This window comes from Avibacterium gallinarum (assembly GCF_002921135.1).
GTDB lineage: Bacteria > Pseudomonadota > Gammaproteobacteria > Enterobacterales > Pasteurellaceae > Avibacterium > Avibacterium gallinarum.
In genome coordinates this window covers 21012-37099 of sequence record NZ_PQVJ01000014.1, presented here as the reverse complement: position 1 = coordinate 37099, position 16088 = coordinate 21012, and the positions used below count along the sequence as shown (strand labels likewise).

The window sequence follows — 16088 nt, the reverse complement described above, 5'->3', positions numbered from 1 at the left end:
TATCGTATTGTTTTGTGAATAAAAAAGGGGGGCAATTGCCCCTTTTTCTTTACCCACTTTCACCCTTGCCTTTACTCCCCCCTTTGCTATACTTTGTGCCATTGTTTCATCACTTGGGCGGCTACTTTGTTATTCGATTCTTCTTTACTGCAATCCGTGTTGGCAATTGCCGAGCAGGCGGGCGATCATCTTAATCGTTTTTATGGAAAAAATATCCGTCCACAGCTCAAGGCAGATAACACGCCAGTTACCGAAGCGGATCTTTTTGTCAGCCAATTTTTAATTGAAAAACTCACCGCCTTAACGCCCGAGATTCCTGTTTTATCGGAAGAAAATTGCAAAATTCCCTTTGCTGAACGGAAACAGTGGCAAACATATTGGCTAGTCGATCCCTTAGATGGCACGCAGCAATTTATTAATCGCACGGGGAATTTTTCTGTTTTGATTGCCTTGGTGCATCAACATCGCCCTGTGCTTGGGGTGATTCATTCGCCACAATCACAACATACCTACTATGCACTGCAAGGTGCAGGGGCATACAAAAAAACGCCGCAAAAAACCACCGCACTTGAAAAACAACCTGTTAATCTTAACCACCCTATTCGCATTACCGTTGGCTCACATTCCGCAAAAAACAAAGTGCGGTCGATTTTAAATCCAAATTTTCAATACGAGTTTCAGATTATCGGCTCGAGCGGCATTAAAAGCGCCTTGGTGGCAGAAGGCACGGCAGATTGTTATGTGCGCTTAGGGGAAACGGGCGAATGGGATACCGCTGCGGCAGAAATTATTTTAGCGGAAATGGGCGGCAAAATCTTTGATCCGCATTTCCAGCCACTGACTTATAATCAGCGCGAAACCTTGGTAAACCCTGATTTTGTGATGGTGGCAGACGCGCAGTTAAACTGGCACAACATCTTTCAATTTAATTAATGAGAACTATTGGTAATTTGCCAAATTTGGGCATATTATTACCACTCTTTTAAAAATGGATAGCAATCATATGACAAACCTCAACGCAGAAAAAAACTGTATCGTGATTTTTGGGGCTTCGGGCGATTTAACCCACCGTAAATTAATCCCCGCACTGTACAATTTATACAAACTCGGGCGTTTAGCGGAAGATTTTTCCGTACTAGGCGTAGCAAGAACAGAAATGACCGATGAGCAATTCCGTGAAAAAATGCGTCAGGCATTGATCAAAACGGAAAAAGCGGAAGGCGAGATGCTTGAGCATTTTTGTAGCCATCTGTATTACCAAACCATCAACACTTCTGATGCGAAAGATTATGGCAAACTGGTGCCGCGTTTAGCCGAATTACACGAAAAATATCACACCGAAGGCAACACGCTTTATTATATGTCCACACCGCCAAGCCTTTATGGTGTGATCCCTGAATGCCTTGCCGCACACGGTTTAAATACCGAAGAACAGGGCTGGAAACGTCTAATCGTGGAAAAGCCCTTTGGTTACGACATAAAAACCGCTAAAACCTTAGATATTCAAATTCACCGCTTCTTTGAAGAGCATCAGATCTACCGTATTGATCATTATCTTGGCAAAGAAACTGTACAAAATCTTTTAGTATTACGCTTTTCTAACGGTTTATTTGAACCATTATGGAATCGCAATTTCATTGATTACGTAGAAATTACTGGTGCTGAACAACTAGGCGTGGAAGAACGTGGCGGTTATTATGACGGTTCAGGTGCCATGCGTGATATGTTCCAAAATCACTTGTTACAAGTATTAGCAATGATAGCTATGGAGCCACCCGCTATTATTAATGCGGATTCAATGCGTGATGAAGTGGCAAAAGTGTTATATTGTTTACACCCACTAAGCGAAGAAGATTTAAAAAACAACCTTGTGTTAGGGCAATATACTCGTGGTTTCATTAATGGCAAAGAAGTGAAAGGCTATCTTGAAGAAAAAGGTGTACCACCAGATTCCAACACAGAAACCTATATGGCATTGCGCTGCGAAATTGACAACTGGCGTTGGGCTGGTGTGCCATTTTATGTGCGTACAGGAAAACGCTTACCGGCACGAGTAACAGAAGTGGTAATCCATTTTAAAACCACACCACACCCAGTATTCAGCCAAAATGCGCCAGAAAACAAATTGATCATTCGCATTCAACCTGATGAAGGCATTTCAATGCGTTTTGGTTTAAAAAAACCAGGAGCAGGCTTTGAAGCTAAAGAAGTCTCAATGGATTTCCGCTACGCAGATTTGGCTCAGCCAAGTTTATTAAGTGCGTACGATCGCTTGTTGCTAGATGCAATGAAAGGTGATGCCACCCTCTTTGCGCGTACGGACGCCGTACACGCCTGCTGGAAATTTGTTCAGCCGATTTTGGATTACAAAGCCGCGCGCGGCCGTATTTACGATTACGAAGCCGGCACTTGGGGGCCAACAGAAGCCGATAAACTGATTGCTCGCACAGGGCGCGTTTGGCGTAAACCAAGTGGTTTAATGAAGAAAAAAGTCTAACCCAATCCCCCCGCTCTTACGGGAGCTAGGGGATCTTCGGAGAACAGAATGAACAACGTTATTTTTGAAAATGCACAAAGTGCGGTGGAAAAAATCGCTGAAGAACTCAAGCAATACAGCCTTGAAGGTCGCCCCGTGCATATTTCCCTTTCCGGCGGCAGCACGCCAAAACTTTTGTTTAAAACCTTGGCAGCAGCACCGTACAACCAAGCCATTCAATGGCAAAACCTGCATTTTTGGTGGGGCGATGATCGAATGGTTGATCCCTCTGAGCCTGAAAGCAACTATGGCGAAGTGCAAAAATTATTGTTCGATCATATTGAGATTCCAGCAGAAAACATTCATCGCATTCGTGGCGAAGCCCCTGTGGAGCAAGAGCTTGCACGCTTTCAACAGGAATTAAGTGCGGTCATTTCTGACGGCGTTTTTGATTGGATTATTTTGGGAATGGGTGCAGATGGGCATACCGCCTCATTATTCCCGCATCAAACCAATTTTGATGACGAAAATTTAGCAGTGATCGCCAAACACCCAGAAACAGGACAAGTGCGAATTTCCAAAACCGCAAAATTGATCGAGCAAGCCAAACGCATTACCTATTTGGTAACCGGTGCAGCGAAAGCGGAAATTTTAAAAGAAATCCAAAGTACGCCCGCAGAAAATCTGCCTTACCCCGCCGCAAAAATTAAGGCGAAAAACGGCGTAACCGAGTGGTATTTGGATAAAGACGCGGCGAAGTTGTTGTAATAAAATGAAAGTGCGGTGATTTTTTGGGAAAGTTTTATTGGGAAAATAAATGGAACAACTGGATCTTTCAGCGTTAGAAAAAGCGTTTAACTCACTTGAAATGACCTTAGCCAAACTGGCGGATAAGCAATGGTTTGCCACACAAGAAAACATTGTGCAAGACACTCTTATCGCTGGTTGCATTCAAAAATTTGAATTTGTTTATGAGCTAAGCATTAAGATGATGAAACGCCAATTAAAGCTGATTGCTGAAGCTCCCGATGAAATTGACAGTGCGGATTTCCGCGATATTTTGCGTTTGAGTGCCAAAGCAGGCTTGATTGAGCAAGTGGAAGATTGGCTGCTCTATCGTAAAATGCGAAACATCACCTCGCACACTTACGATCAAAATAAGGCTCAGCAAGTCTATGAACAAATGATCGGTTTTTTAGCTTCTGCCAAAAACTTGCTCAGCCAATTACAACAGCGTAATAACGATGATTGATATTCAACCCCAACATCTTGAAATTGTGGAAAAAATCCTCCGCACTTATTTGAGTGAATATGAAGTGCGTGCTTTTGGCTCAAGAGTAAAGGGCACGGCTCGCCCTTTTTCAGATCTTGATTTGGTGGTAATGACAACACAGCCCCTTTCTTTAAAAACGCTATGCGAAGTCGAAAATGCGTTTTCAGAAAGTGATTTACCTTGGCAAGTGGATATTGTGGATTGGGCAGCAACATCAGCAGAATTTCAGCAAATTATTTTGCAGAAATCAGAAATTATTCAAGTTGGAGATAAAAAATAGAATGCTACTTCTCGCAACAATCTTACTTTATATCGTTGCCATAGAGCATTTTTATATTCTCTATTTAGAAATATTTGCCATTACAAGCAAAAGTGCAAAACGAATTTTTAACCTTGAAGAGCATTTTATCGCCCAAAATAGGGTCAAAGTATTATTTGCCAATCAAGGGCTATATAACGGTTTTCTTGCCGCAGGGTTGATCTTCGCTCAGCTCACTCAGAATGTGGCAATGATTTATTTCTTGCTTGGTTGTATCATTATTGCCGCCATTTTTGGTGCGGCAACAGCAAGAAACCACAATATTTTAATTAAGCAGGGATTGCCTGCAACCCTAGCTTTTATCGCTTATATATTGAGCTAGGAAACACATAAAACAATTTTCGCAATGATTACACAGGAGAAAACAATGTCAGTAAAAGGCGATATCGGCGTTATCGGTTTAGCGGTAATGGGACAAAACTTAATTTTAAATATGAACGACCACGGCTTTAAAGTGGTGGCGTATAACCGTACCACCTCAAAAGTGGACGAGTTCTTAGAAGGGCCAGCGAAAGGCACAAATATTATCGGTGCTTATTCCTTAGAAGATCTGGCAAACAAATTAGAAAAACCTCGCAAAGTGATGCTAATGGTGCGTGCGGGTGAAGTGGTTGATCAATTCATCAACGCATTACTGCCTTATTTAGAAGAAGGCGACATCATTATTGATGGCGGAAACTCAAACTATCCAGACACCAACCGCCGTGTGAAAGAATTAGCGGAAAAAGGCATTCGCTTTGTGGGTGCGGGTGTATCAGGCGGTGAAGAAGGTGCGCGTCACGGACCATCAATTATGCCAGGTGGTAATGCAGAAGCTTGGCCTTATGTAAAACCTATTTTGCAAGCGATCTCTGCCAAAACGGACAAAGGTGAACCTTGCTGTGATTGGGTAGGACAAGAAGGTGCGGGCCATTTCGTGAAAATGGTGCATAACGGCATTGAATACGGCGATATGCAACTTATCTGTGAAGCCTATCAATTCTTAAAAGATGGCTTAGGTTTAAGCTATGACGAAATGCAAAAAATCTTTGCAGAATGGAAAAAAACCGAGCTGGATAGCTATTTAATCGACATCACCACCGATATTCTTGGTTATAAAGATGCCGATGGCGAGCCATTAGTAGAAAAAATCTTAGACACCGCAGGACAAAAAGGGACAGGCAAATGGACGGGGATCAACGCCCTTGATTTTGGTATTCCATTAACCTTAATCACCGAATCTGTGTTTGCCCGTTGCGTGTCTTCATTTAAAGATCAACGTGTTGCCGCAGCAAAATTATTCCACAAAACCATTCAACCAGTGGAAGGGGATAAACAAGTTTGGATCGAAGCGGTACGCAAAGCCCTGCTCGCGTCAAAAATTATTTCATACGCACAAGGATTTATGTTGATCCGTGAAGCCTCTGAAAACTTTGGTTGGAACATTAACTACGGCGCAACTGCCTTATTATGGCGTGAAGGTTGTATCATTCGTAGCCGTTTCTTAGGCAATATCCGTGATGCCTATGAAGCTAACCCAGATCTGATTTTCTTAGGCTCAGATCCATACTTCAAAAACATCTTAGAAAACGCCTTAGGCGACTGGCGTAAAGTGGTCGCAAAATCTATCGAAGTGGGTATCCCAATGCCTTGTATGGCATCTGCAATCACCTTCTTAGATGGCTACACTTCCGCTCACTTACCAGCCAACTTACTACAAGCACAGCGTGATTACTTCGGTGCACACACTTATGAGCGCAAAGACAAACCACGCGGTGAGTTCTTCCATACAAACTGGACAGGACGCGGCGGTAACACTGCATCAACCACTTATGATGTATAATTAATATGACGAGCGATGGGGCTGCCTATCGCTCTTTTTGCATAAAATAAAGTGCGGTGTAAAATTTCGCACTTTTTCCATTCATAAAAAATAGGAGTCATAAAATGAAAAAAGAGAATCCCGTAGAATGCGTAGGCTGCAACACCTTTGACGTTGGCACTATCATCGACAATAGCAACTGCACCAGCCACGTTGAACGTGTTTATGCTACAGAAGCAGAAGCTGATCTAGCCTTACAAGAGTTCACCCAAAAAGCGCGTGCCACAGAAACCGAACCTTGCCAAATTCAAGCCGCAATTAGCCCCGTTGACGGCGGATTCTTACTCAACGCTGATTTCACGTTCAGCTGCCAAGCGGAATCCTTAATTTTTGAATTAGGCTTACGTTAATCAAACCAACACAAGGGGCTAAATTTAGCCCCTGAATTCAATCCCTGAGCATCCAATGAAATTTACAGTAAAACGCATTTACGACAAAGATTTTTCCCCAAATGATTTCCGTGTCCTGATCGACCGCCTTTGGCCAAGAGGAATTGCTAAACTAGAAGCCCACATCGCCCTTTGGGAAAAAGACATCACCCCATCTTCCGAGCTAAGAACCCGCTATCACCACGCTGAAATCACCTACCCCGAATTTGCCCAACAATACGCCCAAGAACTCCAACAAAACAAGTCATTAGTACAAGATTTCCTACAAAAAATTGCTAATCAAAAGGAAGTCGTATTAGTTACCGCAGTGAAAGATATTGAACACAGCCATATTCCTGTGTTATTAAATGTGTTGGAACACACGAAAAATATTCTTTAACTCATAAAAAATGAGAGCCATTTGGCTCTCATTGTTTTCAATTTTCTTAAGCAATTTCGCTCAACTTAACTGGGCGCCCTTCATTTAAAGATTTTTTCGCTGCAAGGGCAATAAGCACAGGTTGTAAACCATCATTACCATTGACTAATGTTGGTTTATTATTCACCACCGAATCCACGAAACACGCCATTTCATCTGCGAAAGATTGCATATAACGCTCTAAAAAGAAGTATTTCGGTTTTTCTGAGATAACACCAGCTTCACTAGAATATACCGCTGTAGAATCAGTATCATTACGCGTTTGCACCGCACCTTTCGATCCAAATACTTCAGCGCGTTGATCATAGCCATAAACGGCTTTACGGCTGTTATCAATCACGCCAATTGCACCATTAGCTAATTTCAAGGTGATTACGGCAGTATCAATATCCCCAGCCTCACCGATAGCAGGATCAACAAGCACTCCACCCGCTGCATAGACTTCTGTTACTTCACTGCCTGAAAGATAACGGATCATATCAAAGTCGTGGATTGTCATATCAAAGAACATTCCGCCTGATACTTTAACGTATTCGATCGGGGGTACAGCAGGATCTCTTGAGGTAACGCGAATTAAATGAGGCTCACCAATATCTCCTGCTACAACACGTTGTTTTATGGCTTTAAAGTTATGATCAAAACGACGGTTAAATCCCACTTGGAATTTCACACCGGCCTTTTCTACTTCTTTAAGCACTTCTTGAATGCGTTCCACATTCGCATCAATTGGTTTTTCGCAAAAAATATGCTTACCTGCCCGCGCTGCTTCAATAGAAATTGGGGCGTGAGTGTTGGTTGAAGAACAAACTAACACAGCGTCAATTTCAGGATCTTGCAGAATCTTTTGGTAATCATCATAGACATTTGGGATACCTATTTCTTTTGCCCATTGCTGAAGTTCATCAGTGACACGAATATCAGAAATAGCTTTAATTTCTGCTCCTTTAACATATTTGCTGATGCTTTCAGAATGTACGCGACCAATACGCCCAGCACCGATAATACCTACTTTAATCATATTAAACTCCTGCTACATCTTTAATATATTTACGACCTTTCACTGCATATTCAAATGGATTGGCGACAGCAGGATCTTGTTCTGCTTCTACCACCATCCAGCCTTTGTAATTATGTCTATCTAAGATTTCAAAGATAGGTTTAAAATCAATCACGCCATCACCGGGTACAGTAAATGTCCCTTTTTTCACGCCTTCTAAAAAACTTAGATTTTTCGACCGCACTTCATTAACTACATCATCGCGAACATCTTTCAAGTGAACGTGAATAATACGATCAATATATTTTTCTAGTACATCAAGCATTGCCTGTTGAGAGCCTTCGGAATAGTACAGATGACCTGAATCAAATAAGAGATAAACATCATCATTTACCACCGACATATAACGATCGATTTCCTCTGGTGTTTGAATCCCTGTTCCCATATGGTGATGTAAGCACACGCGCATTCCTTTTTCGGCGGCTAATTTAGCTAATTCATTATACCCCTCTGCCAATAGCTGCCACTCTGCATCAGTGAAAACGGTTTTTTCATTAAAAATTGATTTCGGCAATCCTTGAATACTCCGGCTTTGTTCGGAACAACCGATCACTTTCGCGCCCATTGCGTGTAAAAAATCACGATGTTTAATAAAATCTTGCAGTGTTTGCGCTTTTTTTCCGTCCACAAAGAAAGTGCTAAACCAAGCATTACAAATTTCTATGCCTCGAACATCAAGCTTGTGTTTCAATACTTCAACATCGCGCGGGTATTTGTTTCCTACTTCACAGCCGGTATAGCCTGCCAGCGCCATTTCACTCACACATTGCTCAAAAGTATTTTCAGCACCTAATTCAGGTAAATCATCGTTTGTCCAGCCAATAGGTGCAATCCCTAATTTTACATTTTCAGCTTTCATAATTTTTCCTTCTTAAACAATGAATAATTAATAACGTCTTGCTTCATTTATGCGTTTCACCGCATTTTCATAAGCCTGTTGAACTCGTTCTTTTTCGGAAACTTCTGCCACTCCAACATGCCACCAACTGCCATAAGAATGCACCATTGTTTTCGGCAACACTTTCACATCAATTAGCGTAGAGACAGATTGTTTTTTCGCATCTTGCAACGCTGCGACTAACTCTTCCTCTGTGGTTACACGATAGGTCTTACACCCATAAGAAGCCGCGTTCATTGCAAAATCTACTGGAACAAAAGCGCCATTGAGCTTGTTCGTATCGGCATTTCTGAAACGAAATTCTGTCGCAAAGCTATCCATACCGTGTCCAATTTGAAGATTGTTGATACAGCCGTTGGTCATATTATCAAATAATATGACATTAACTTTTTTACCTTCTTGAATAGAAGTAACCAATTCAGAATGGAGCATCATATAGGAGCCATCACCTAACAGCGCATAAACTTCTCGTTGTGGCTGAGCTAATTTCACCCCAAGCGCCGCATTCACCTCATAGCCCATACAAGAATAACCATATTCTAAATGGTAAGTATTCACACCTTTTGATTGCCATACCCGCTGCAAATCACCTGGTAAACTTCCCGCCGCCCCAACAATCACATCATTTTCACCTAATGTTTCATTGAGAATGCCTAGTACCCGACTCTGAGTTAAACGTGAATTTGTCAGCCTAATAAATTCTTCAAACACTGCTTCACGATTTAGGTTATCGTCTACTTCTGGTACAAAATCATTTTCGCTATAAGACAGGTGATAAAGGCGATCCAGCTCTTTTTCAAACTGTTGTTTGGCTTGAGAAATTTCTTCTCCCCAAGCACTTTGATAACCTGTCGGTGCGAGAAGTGCGGTCAATTTTTCTAAAGTTTCTTTCGCATCTGCGGTGATTTGTACCCCATCTAATTTATAAGCATCAAAACGAGAAACATTGATGTTGAGATATTTCACTTCAGGGTGTTGAAAAATCCATTTCGAAGACGTGGTAAAATCTGTATATCTTGTTCCTACACCAATAATCAGATCGGCTTCTTTGGCAAGTAAATTGGCAGACAAACAACCAGTTTCACCAACGCCACCAACATTCAAATAATGGGAAGAAACCACTGCACTTTTACCTGCTTGCGTCTCCGCAAAAGGAATATTATAGATTTCAGCAAAGGCTTTTAATTGCTCCGCCGCCTCGGAATAACGCACCCCACCACCACAAATAATAAGTGGTTTTTTCTTTGATTGGATTAACGCCAAGGCATCTTGCAACATTGGCTCTGTCGGCAATGTACGCTCAATGCGATGAATACGCTTTTCTAGGAACGATTCTGGAAAATCATAAGCCTCCCCCTGCACATCTTGCGGTAACGCAATCGTTACCGCCCCTGTTTGCGCAGGGTCAGTCAGTACACGCATAGCATTAATACAAGCTGTCATTAACTGCTCCGGACGACTAACTCGATCCCAATATTTACTCACGGCACGGAAGGCGTCATTGGTACTAATGCTTAAATCATAAGATTGCTCAATTTGTTGTAACACAGGATCAGGCTGACGTGTTGCAAACACATCACCAGGTAATAAAAGTAAAGGGATACGGTTGGCTGTTGCCGTTGCCGCCGCGGTAATCATATTCGCCGCACCTGGCCCCACGGAAGATGTACACGCATAGATTTGCTTACGCAATTTCTGTTTAGCAAAACCGATGGCAACGTGCGCCATTCCTTGCTCATTGCGTCCTTGCCGAACGACTAAATCACCTGAACTTTGCTCAAGTGCTTGCCCTAATCCTAGCACATTTCCGTGTCCAAAGATCCCAAAGATACCTTCAATAAACTTCGTCACCTTGCCATCAAATTCAACGTACTGATTATCTAAGAATTTTACTAAGGCTTGCGCAACTGTAAGTCTGACTGTTTTCATCTTTCTCTCCTCGTTACCCTAAAAACGAATTTCTGCATTATATAATCACACTTTTATTTCAAATAAAACAAAAATGAAAAATAAATTTCATTTTTGTGGCAGGGATCAAATTTTGAGAAAAAAGAGTTGAAAAATCTAGCAAGCATTACGCTAAAAATAACAACAAAAACAACTCAGAATAAATCAAATGCTTTATATACAGACAAAAAAACCTTGGGCCAAAACCCAAGGTTTTTATCAAGATAAAGTGCGGTGGAAAATTATAAAATTTCTTTCGCTTTAGCCACCACGTTTTCCACGGTGAAGCCAAATAGTTTGAATAATTCACCGGCAGGGGCAGATTCACCAAAGGTGTTCATTCCCACAATGCGTCCGCCGAAGCCAACGTATTTGTACCAGAACTCGCTAATGCCCGCTTCAACTGCAACACGTTTGGTAACGCTGCTTGGCAATACGCTTTCGCGATAGGCTTCATCTTGTTTGTCAAACACGTTCGTAGAAGGCATTGATACCACACGGATTTTTTTGCCTTCTTGACGAAGTTGCTCCGCTGCTTTCACCACTAATTCTACTTCAGAACCTGTCGCAATGAAGATTAAATCTGGTGTGCCTTCACTATCGGTTAAGATATAACCACCGCGCGCCACATCAGCCAATTGTGCAGGGGTTCTGTCCATTTGAGTAAGATTTTGACGACTGAAAATCATCGCACTCGGGCCATCTTTACGCTCAACCGCAGCTTTCCACGCAACTGCCGATTCCACTTGGTCACACGGACGCCACGTTTCTAAATTTGGAATTAAACGTAATGACGCTGTTTGCTCCACAGGTTGGTGTGTCGGGCCGTCTTCCCCTAAGCCGATAGAATCGTGGGTGTACACGAAAAGCACACGTTGTTTCATTAACGCCGCCATTCTCACGGCATTATGGGCATATTCCATAAACATTAAGAAAGTTGCGCCATAAGGAATGAAACCACCGTGTAAGGCAATCCCGTTCATAATGGCAGACATACCAAACTCACGCACGCCGTAGTTGATGTAGTTACCATCTTGATTTTCTGTGGCACGAATAGGGCGAGAACCTGACCATAAGGTTAAGTTTGAACCCGCTAAATCTGCCGAACCACCTAAAAACTCTGGCAATAATGGCGCATAGGCTTCAATGGCATTTTGTGATGCTTTTCGGCTTGCGATGCTTGCTGGATTGGCTTGTAATTTTTCAACAAAGGCTTGGCTTTCTTGCGCCCAATTTGCTGGCAATTCACCACTTAAACGGCGTTCAAGCTCTGCACTTAATTCTGGATAGGCTTGGCTATATGCTGTCCATTTTTCATTCCACGCTTGTTCTGCTTGTTTGCCTTTTTCTTTGGCGTCCCATTGCGCATAAATTTCCGCAGGGATTTCAAATGGTGCATAGTTCCAACCTAAGTTTTTACGCGTTAAAGCGATTTCTTCATCACCTAATGGCGCACCGTGACTGTCGTGTGAGCCGGCTTTGTTTGGTGAGCCAAAACCAATGGTGGTTTTACAGATAATCAAGGTTGGACGCGCTTTTTCTGCTTGCGCTTGTTTAATGGCTTCCGCAATGGCTTCTGGATTATGGCCATCAATTTGCCCAATCACTTGCCAGTTATAGGCTTCAAAACGTTCTTTGGTGTTATCGGTGAACCAGCCGTCCACTTCACCATCAATAGAAATATTGTTGTCATCATAGAACGCGATTAATTTGCCTAGACCTAAGGTTCCTGCTAATGAGCAAGCCTCGTGGGAAATCCCTTCCATTAAACAACCATCGCCTAAGAAAGCGTAAGTATAGTGGTCGATAACCTCGTGGCCTGGGCGGTTAAATTGTGCCGCTAAGGTTTTCTCGGCAATCGCCATTCCTACCGCGTTAGTAATGCCCTGACCTAATGGGCCTGTAGTGGTTTCCACACCAGGTGCATAGCCATATTCTGGGTGGCCCGGAGTTTTGGAATGTAATTGACGGAATTGTTGTAAATCTGAAATGGTTAAATCATAGCCTGTTAAATGTAAAAGGCTGTAAATTAACATTGAACCGTGTCCATTTGATAACACAAATCTATCGCGGTTTGACCATTTTGGATTGGTTGGATTATGCACTAAAAAATCACGCCATAATACTTCGGCGATGTCCGCCATTCCCATCGGCGCGCCCGGGTGCCCTGATTTGGCTTTCTGCACCGCGTCCATACTTAAAAAACGAATGGCATTCGCTAATTCTCTTCGAGTTGACATTTTTGTTCTCCTAATTATCAAATGTAAAACTGAACTCTGGCTATTCTACCCGATTTATTATGAAAAAATAGCAATTAATTTGATTAGTTTTTCTAGGTTTTATCGTGATTCAAAAAGAAACCAAACATTACTGCTTGGTTTCTCTATCTATTGTTTTCTCTACTGCCCATAATACGCATTCTTACCATGTTTGCGGAGATAATGCTTATCCAATAATTCTTGCTGCATTGGCGTTAAATTAGGGTTGAGTTGACGGCTGAATAAATTCATATAACCAATTTCTTCTAACACCACCGCATTATGTACGGCATTATCTGAGTCAGTTCCCCAAGCAAAAGGGCCGTGGGAATGGACTAATACAGCAGGAACATCTTTCGCTTCAATTTTGCGATTACGGAAGGTTTCGACAATCACCTTGCCGGTTTCTAATTCATACTCGCCTGCAATTTCTTCTGGCGTCATTTTTCTTGTACAAGGAATACTGCCATAGAAATAATCCGCGTGTGTGGTGCCTGCGGCAATTAAATCTAACCCCGCCTGAGCCCAAATGGTGGCGTGGCGCGAATGGGTATGCACAATGCCGCCAATTTCAGGGAATTGGCGATAAAGCTCAAGGTGTGTGGCGGTATCGGAGGAAGGCTTTTTCGTTCCCCACACGCGTTCGCCGGTGTTTACATCCACAATCACAATATCATCGGCGGTCATCATTTCATAATCCACACCTGACGGCTTAATGGCCACCAATCCCGAAGTGCGGTCAATTTCGCTGACATTTCCCCAAGTGAAGGTAACGAGATGGTGTTTTGGTAAAGCCAAATTGGCTTGTAAGACTTTTTCGCGTAATTCCGCTAGCATGGGAAGCCTCCTTCTTGCATTTTTTGTTCAATAAAACGGCGTGCTTTGATGATTTCTTCAATCGGCTCTTGAGCTTTTTCTGTCCACATTTCAATCAAAAACGCGCCACGATAGTTGAGTGCTGCAAGGGTTTTAAAGCAGCCTACAAAATCCACGCAGCCCTCGCCAAACGGCACGTCGCGGAATTGCCCTGGGCAGGTTTCGGTCACCTTGTAGGTATCTTTTAAGTGAATGGCGGAAATTTTGTCGATACCCAGTTTGAGCTCTTCATCGACATTATCGTTCCACGCCGATAAGTTGCCGAGGTCTGGATAGACGGTAAACCAAGGAGAACGAATGAGGTCGTCCCATTTTTTCCAGCGCGTGATGGAACTCATAAATGGCGTGTCCATAATTTCCATTGAGAGGGTCACTTGATTGCTTGCCGCCAATGCCACCGCCCATTCCATTCCTTGTTGGAAACGCTCAAGGGTGCTTTCGTCTTGTTCTTCGTAATACACATCATAGCCTGCCAACTGAATGGTGCGAATGCCCACATCTACCGCCAGTTGAATGGCTTTTTCCATGATTTCATAGGCTTTTTGACGTGTAGCTTCATCGTGGCTGCCAAAGGGGAAACGACGATGCCCAGAAAGACACATGGAGGGAATTGTCACGCCGGTATTGATGATGGCTTGCACCAGTTCAAGGCGCTGTGCTTTTGTCCAATCTAAGCGGCTGAGGCGTTCATCGCTTTCATCAATGGAGATTTCCACGAAATCAAAGCCACAGGCTTTGGCGATGGAAAGTCTATCTTGCCAGCTGATATGTTTAGGTAAGGCTTTTTCATAAATGCCTAATTTGTGTTTTCTCATTTTGTTTTCCTAATAAAATTAGTGAAATTTTGACCGTACTTTGATTTATAACAAAGATTGTAATGCGGAAACAAACTTCTGATAACGCTGATATTTTTTCTGATAAATAGTAAAGTTTTGCGTATTTGGCGTAAAACATTGTTGTTTCGCAGTGAATGGCATTGCACGCCCTTGAGTCCCCTCCATCGCCATCATTGCCGCACCAAGGCACCCTGTTTCTTCAATTGCTGGAACTTCAATTTTCATTCCCGTGAGATCAGCAAGCATTTGCATCCATACTCGCGACTTGGCTGGCCCGCCGGTAATACGTAGCACTTGCGTATTTGGAAAACGTTGCAACATTCGATCAAGGTGGTACTTCATACTGAATAGTACCCCTTCATAGATGGCTTGAAACAGATGCATTTTGTTATGATGGGATTGAATCCCATAGAATCCTGATTTCATTCCTAGCCCTGCATTTGAGCCATATAAAAATGGCACAAAAAGCACCGCACTTTCGGTTATAGGTAATTCATCAATACCATCATTGATCGCCTGATAGCTGAGATTTCCCCACTCTTTTACAAACCATTCAAGATTACCCGCCGATGTTGGGCTAGCTTCGTGGATAATGAATTTTCCTTCTTGCGCATAACGTCCATAGACAAATGGAAGGCTTTGGCTATCATCAATATGATCCGTTACCCCACTCACTACAGACCAAGTTCCTAGCACCACATTTAATTTCGTTTCATCATCTAAACCCGCACAAAGTGCCGTAGAAACCACATCAAACAGCCCGCCCACTACGGGGGTGCCTTGTGCTAATCCGGTTAGTTGTGCAGCTTGTTCATTGACATAACCAGCAATCTGATTTGCTTTGACGATCGGCGGAAATTTTTCCGTCATCCCCGGCAAGCCAAGTAATTCGGCTAATTCAGGATCGTATTGCTGGGTGTTGATATTGTATAAATTGGATTCTGAAATATTGGTTTCTTCGCAAAATAGATCCCCAGTTAGACAGAAACGCAAATAATCGTGTGACATCAACACGGCACCGATATTGGCATAACGTTCAGGCTCATTTTCCTTAAGCCAGCGTAAAATCGAAACGGGGTGTCCAGTCCATAGAGTTTGGCGTGTTATTGGATAAAGCTGTTCTGGGATACCTGTTTGTTGCCATTGCTTGACGATGTCTAGTGAACGTTGATCTGAGGAAAGAATTCCACGACCAAGAGGTTGATTTTGCTGATCTAACAAAAATGCCCCTTTCCCTTGTGCAGAAATTCCTACACCTTTAATTTCTGTGGCAGATACTCCACTTTGTTCAATGGTTTTCTTGATTACCTTGGCACAAATTTGCCATAACTGCGGCATATCACGCTCAGCATACCCTGCTTGTTCACTGATGAGTGGTACGTTTTCTCGCACACAAGCCAACATCGTGCCGAATTCATCAAATAATGCGGCTTTAATAAAAGTGCCACCACAATCAATGCCTAAATAGTAAGTCATTTAT

The 16088-nt window shown here is 42.7% G+C and carries 16 protein-coding genes; 9 read left to right on the top strand and 7 right to left on the bottom strand.

Features of this window, described 5'->3' with window-relative positions:
• Nucleotides 1–126: 126 nt before the first annotated feature.
• The 9 genes from cysQ (at nt 127) to C3007_RS05740 (ending at nt 6697) form a co-directional block, all read left to right on the top strand.
• Nucleotides 127–933: a 3'(2'),5'-bisphosphate nucleotidase CysQ gene (gene cysQ / locus C3007_RS05780; RefSeq protein ID WP_103853549.1), complete on the top strand. Its 807-nt coding sequence runs from the start codon at nt 127–129 to the stop codon at nt 931–933.
• A 70-nt stretch (nt 934–1003) separates the two neighbouring features.
• Entirely contained in the window at nt 1004–2497 is a 1494-nt protein-coding gene (gene zwf / locus C3007_RS05775) for a glucose-6-phosphate dehydrogenase (RefSeq protein ID WP_103853548.1), read from the top strand.
• 48 nt (nt 2498–2545) lie between these two features.
• Nucleotides 2546–3244 carry a 6-phosphogluconolactonase gene (gene pgl / locus C3007_RS05770; RefSeq protein ID WP_103853547.1) on the top strand — a complete coding sequence of 233 codons (699 nt, stop codon included), beginning with the start codon at nt 2546–2548 and terminating at the stop codon, nt 3242–3244.
• Between the two features lie 49 nt (nt 3245–3293).
• A complete protein-coding gene (locus tag C3007_RS05765; protein ID WP_103853546.1) occupies nt 3294–3728 on the top strand; it encodes a nucleotidyltransferase substrate binding protein in 435 nt (144 codons plus the stop codon).
• The gene (locus tag C3007_RS05760; RefSeq protein ID WP_103853545.1) at nt 3721–4029 is read left to right on the top strand and encodes a nucleotidyltransferase family protein; all 309 of its coding nucleotides are present in this window, start codon (nt 3721–3723) and stop codon (nt 4027–4029) included. The genes C3007_RS05765 and C3007_RS05760 overlap by 8 nt, the downstream gene beginning before the upstream one ends.
• Before the next feature lies 1 nt (nt 4030).
• Nucleotides 4031–4390 carry a DUF1304 domain-containing protein gene (locus tag C3007_RS05755; RefSeq protein ID WP_103853544.1) on the top strand — a complete coding sequence of 120 codons (360 nt, stop codon included), beginning with the start codon at nt 4031–4033 and terminating at the stop codon, nt 4388–4390.
• 45 nt (nt 4391–4435) lie between these two features.
• On the top strand, nt 4436–5890 hold the full coding sequence (gene gnd, locus C3007_RS05750; RefSeq protein WP_103853543.1) for a decarboxylating NADP(+)-dependent phosphogluconate dehydrogenase: 1455 nt from the start codon (nt 4436–4438) through the stop codon (nt 5888–5890).
• A 104-nt stretch (nt 5891–5994) separates the two neighbouring features.
• The gene (locus C3007_RS05745) at nt 5995–6279 is read left to right on the top strand and encodes a YfcZ/YiiS family protein (protein WP_103853542.1); all 285 of its coding nucleotides are present in this window, start codon (nt 5995–5997) and stop codon (nt 6277–6279) included.
• Between the two features lie 55 nt (nt 6280–6334).
• Complete coding sequence (locus C3007_RS05740) at nt 6335–6697, top strand: DUF488 domain-containing protein (RefSeq protein ID WP_103853541.1); 363 nt, start codon at nt 6335–6337, stop codon at nt 6695–6697.
• A 46-nt stretch (nt 6698–6743) separates the two neighbouring features.
• Here C3007_RS05740 and iolG read toward each other — a convergent pair whose 3' ends face one another.
• The 7 genes from iolG to C3007_RS05705 all read right to left on the bottom strand — a co-directional run bounded on the left by iolG (nt 6744) and on the right by C3007_RS05705 (nt 16084).
• On the bottom strand, nt 6744–7754 hold the full coding sequence (iolG, locus tag C3007_RS05735; protein WP_103853540.1) for an inositol 2-dehydrogenase: 1011 nt from the start codon (nt 7752–7754) through the stop codon (nt 6744–6746).
• 1 nt (nt 7755) lies between these two features.
• A complete protein-coding gene (iolE, locus tag C3007_RS05730; RefSeq protein WP_103853539.1) occupies nt 7756–8652 on the bottom strand; it encodes a myo-inosose-2 dehydratase in 897 nt (298 codons plus the stop codon).
• Nucleotides 8653–8679: 27 nt separating this feature from the next.
• Entirely contained in the window at nt 8680–10620 is a 1941-nt protein-coding gene (gene iolD, locus C3007_RS05725; RefSeq protein ID WP_103853538.1) for a 3D-(3,5/4)-trihydroxycyclohexane-1,2-dione acylhydrolase (decyclizing), read from the bottom strand.
• Nucleotides 10621–10880: 260 nt separating this feature from the next.
• Nucleotides 10881–12878, bottom strand: coding sequence for a transketolase (tkt, locus tag C3007_RS05720; protein ID WP_103853537.1), 1998 nt, complete (start codon nt 12876–12878; stop codon nt 10881–10883).
• 159 nt (nt 12879–13037) lie between these two features.
• Entirely contained in the window at nt 13038–13733 is a 696-nt protein-coding gene (gene araD / locus C3007_RS05715; RefSeq protein ID WP_103853536.1) for an L-ribulose-5-phosphate 4-epimerase, read from the bottom strand.
• Complete coding sequence (locus C3007_RS05710; RefSeq protein ID WP_103853535.1) at nt 13727–14587, bottom strand: L-ribulose-5-phosphate 3-epimerase; 861 nt, start codon at nt 14585–14587, stop codon at nt 13727–13729. The genes araD and C3007_RS05710 overlap by 7 nt, the downstream gene beginning before the upstream one ends.
• Nucleotides 14588–14632: 45 nt before the next feature.
• Nucleotides 14633–16084 (bottom strand): FGGY-family carbohydrate kinase, encoded by a 1452-nt coding sequence (locus C3007_RS05705; RefSeq protein ID WP_103853534.1) that lies wholly within the window; start codon nt 16082–16084, stop codon nt 14633–14635.
• Nucleotides 16085–16088: the final 4 nt, after the last annotated feature.

Coding starts and splice junctions, on each gene's coding strand:
- C3007_RS05760 (WP_103853545.1), top strand. CDS start 3,721: ATGATTGATATTCAACCCCAACATCTTGAAATTGTGGAAAAAATCCTC.
- araD (WP_103853536.1), bottom strand. CDS start 13,733: ATGCTAGCGGAATTACGCGAAAAAGTCTTACAAGCCAATTTGGCTTTA.
- C3007_RS05755 (WP_103853544.1), top strand. CDS start 4,031: ATGCTACTTCTCGCAACAATCTTACTTTATATCGTTGCCATAGAGCAT.
- pgl (WP_103853547.1), top strand. CDS start 2,546: ATGAACAACGTTATTTTTGAAAATGCACAAAGTGCGGTGGAAAAAATC.
- C3007_RS05705 (WP_103853534.1), bottom strand. CDS start 16,084: ATGACTTACTATTTAGGCATTGATTGTGGTGGCACTTTTATTAAAGCC.
- C3007_RS05740 (WP_103853541.1), top strand. CDS start 6,335: ATGAAATTTACAGTAAAACGCATTTACGACAAAGATTTTTCCCCAAAT.
- iolE (WP_103853539.1), bottom strand. CDS start 8,652: ATGAAAGCTGAAAATGTAAAATTAGGGATTGCACCTATTGGCTGGACA.
- zwf (WP_103853548.1), top strand. CDS start 1,004: ATGACAAACCTCAACGCAGAAAAAAACTGTATCGTGATTTTTGGGGCT.
- iolD (WP_103853538.1), bottom strand. CDS start 10,620: ATGAAAACAGTCAGACTTACAGTTGCGCAAGCCTTAGTAAAATTCTTA.
- C3007_RS05765 (WP_103853546.1), top strand. CDS start 3,294: ATGGAACAACTGGATCTTTCAGCGTTAGAAAAAGCGTTTAACTCACTT.
- iolG (WP_103853540.1), bottom strand. CDS start 7,754: ATGATTAAAGTAGGTATTATCGGTGCTGGGCGTATTGGTCGCGTACAT.
- tkt (WP_103853537.1), bottom strand. CDS start 12,878: ATGTCAACTCGAAGAGAATTAGCGAATGCCATTCGTTTTTTAAGTATG.
- gnd (WP_103853543.1), top strand. CDS start 4,436: ATGTCAGTAAAAGGCGATATCGGCGTTATCGGTTTAGCGGTAATGGGA.
- C3007_RS05710 (WP_103853535.1), bottom strand. CDS start 14,587: ATGAGAAAACACAAATTAGGCATTTATGAAAAAGCCTTACCTAAACAT.
- C3007_RS05745 (WP_103853542.1), top strand. CDS start 5,995: ATGAAAAAAGAGAATCCCGTAGAATGCGTAGGCTGCAACACCTTTGAC.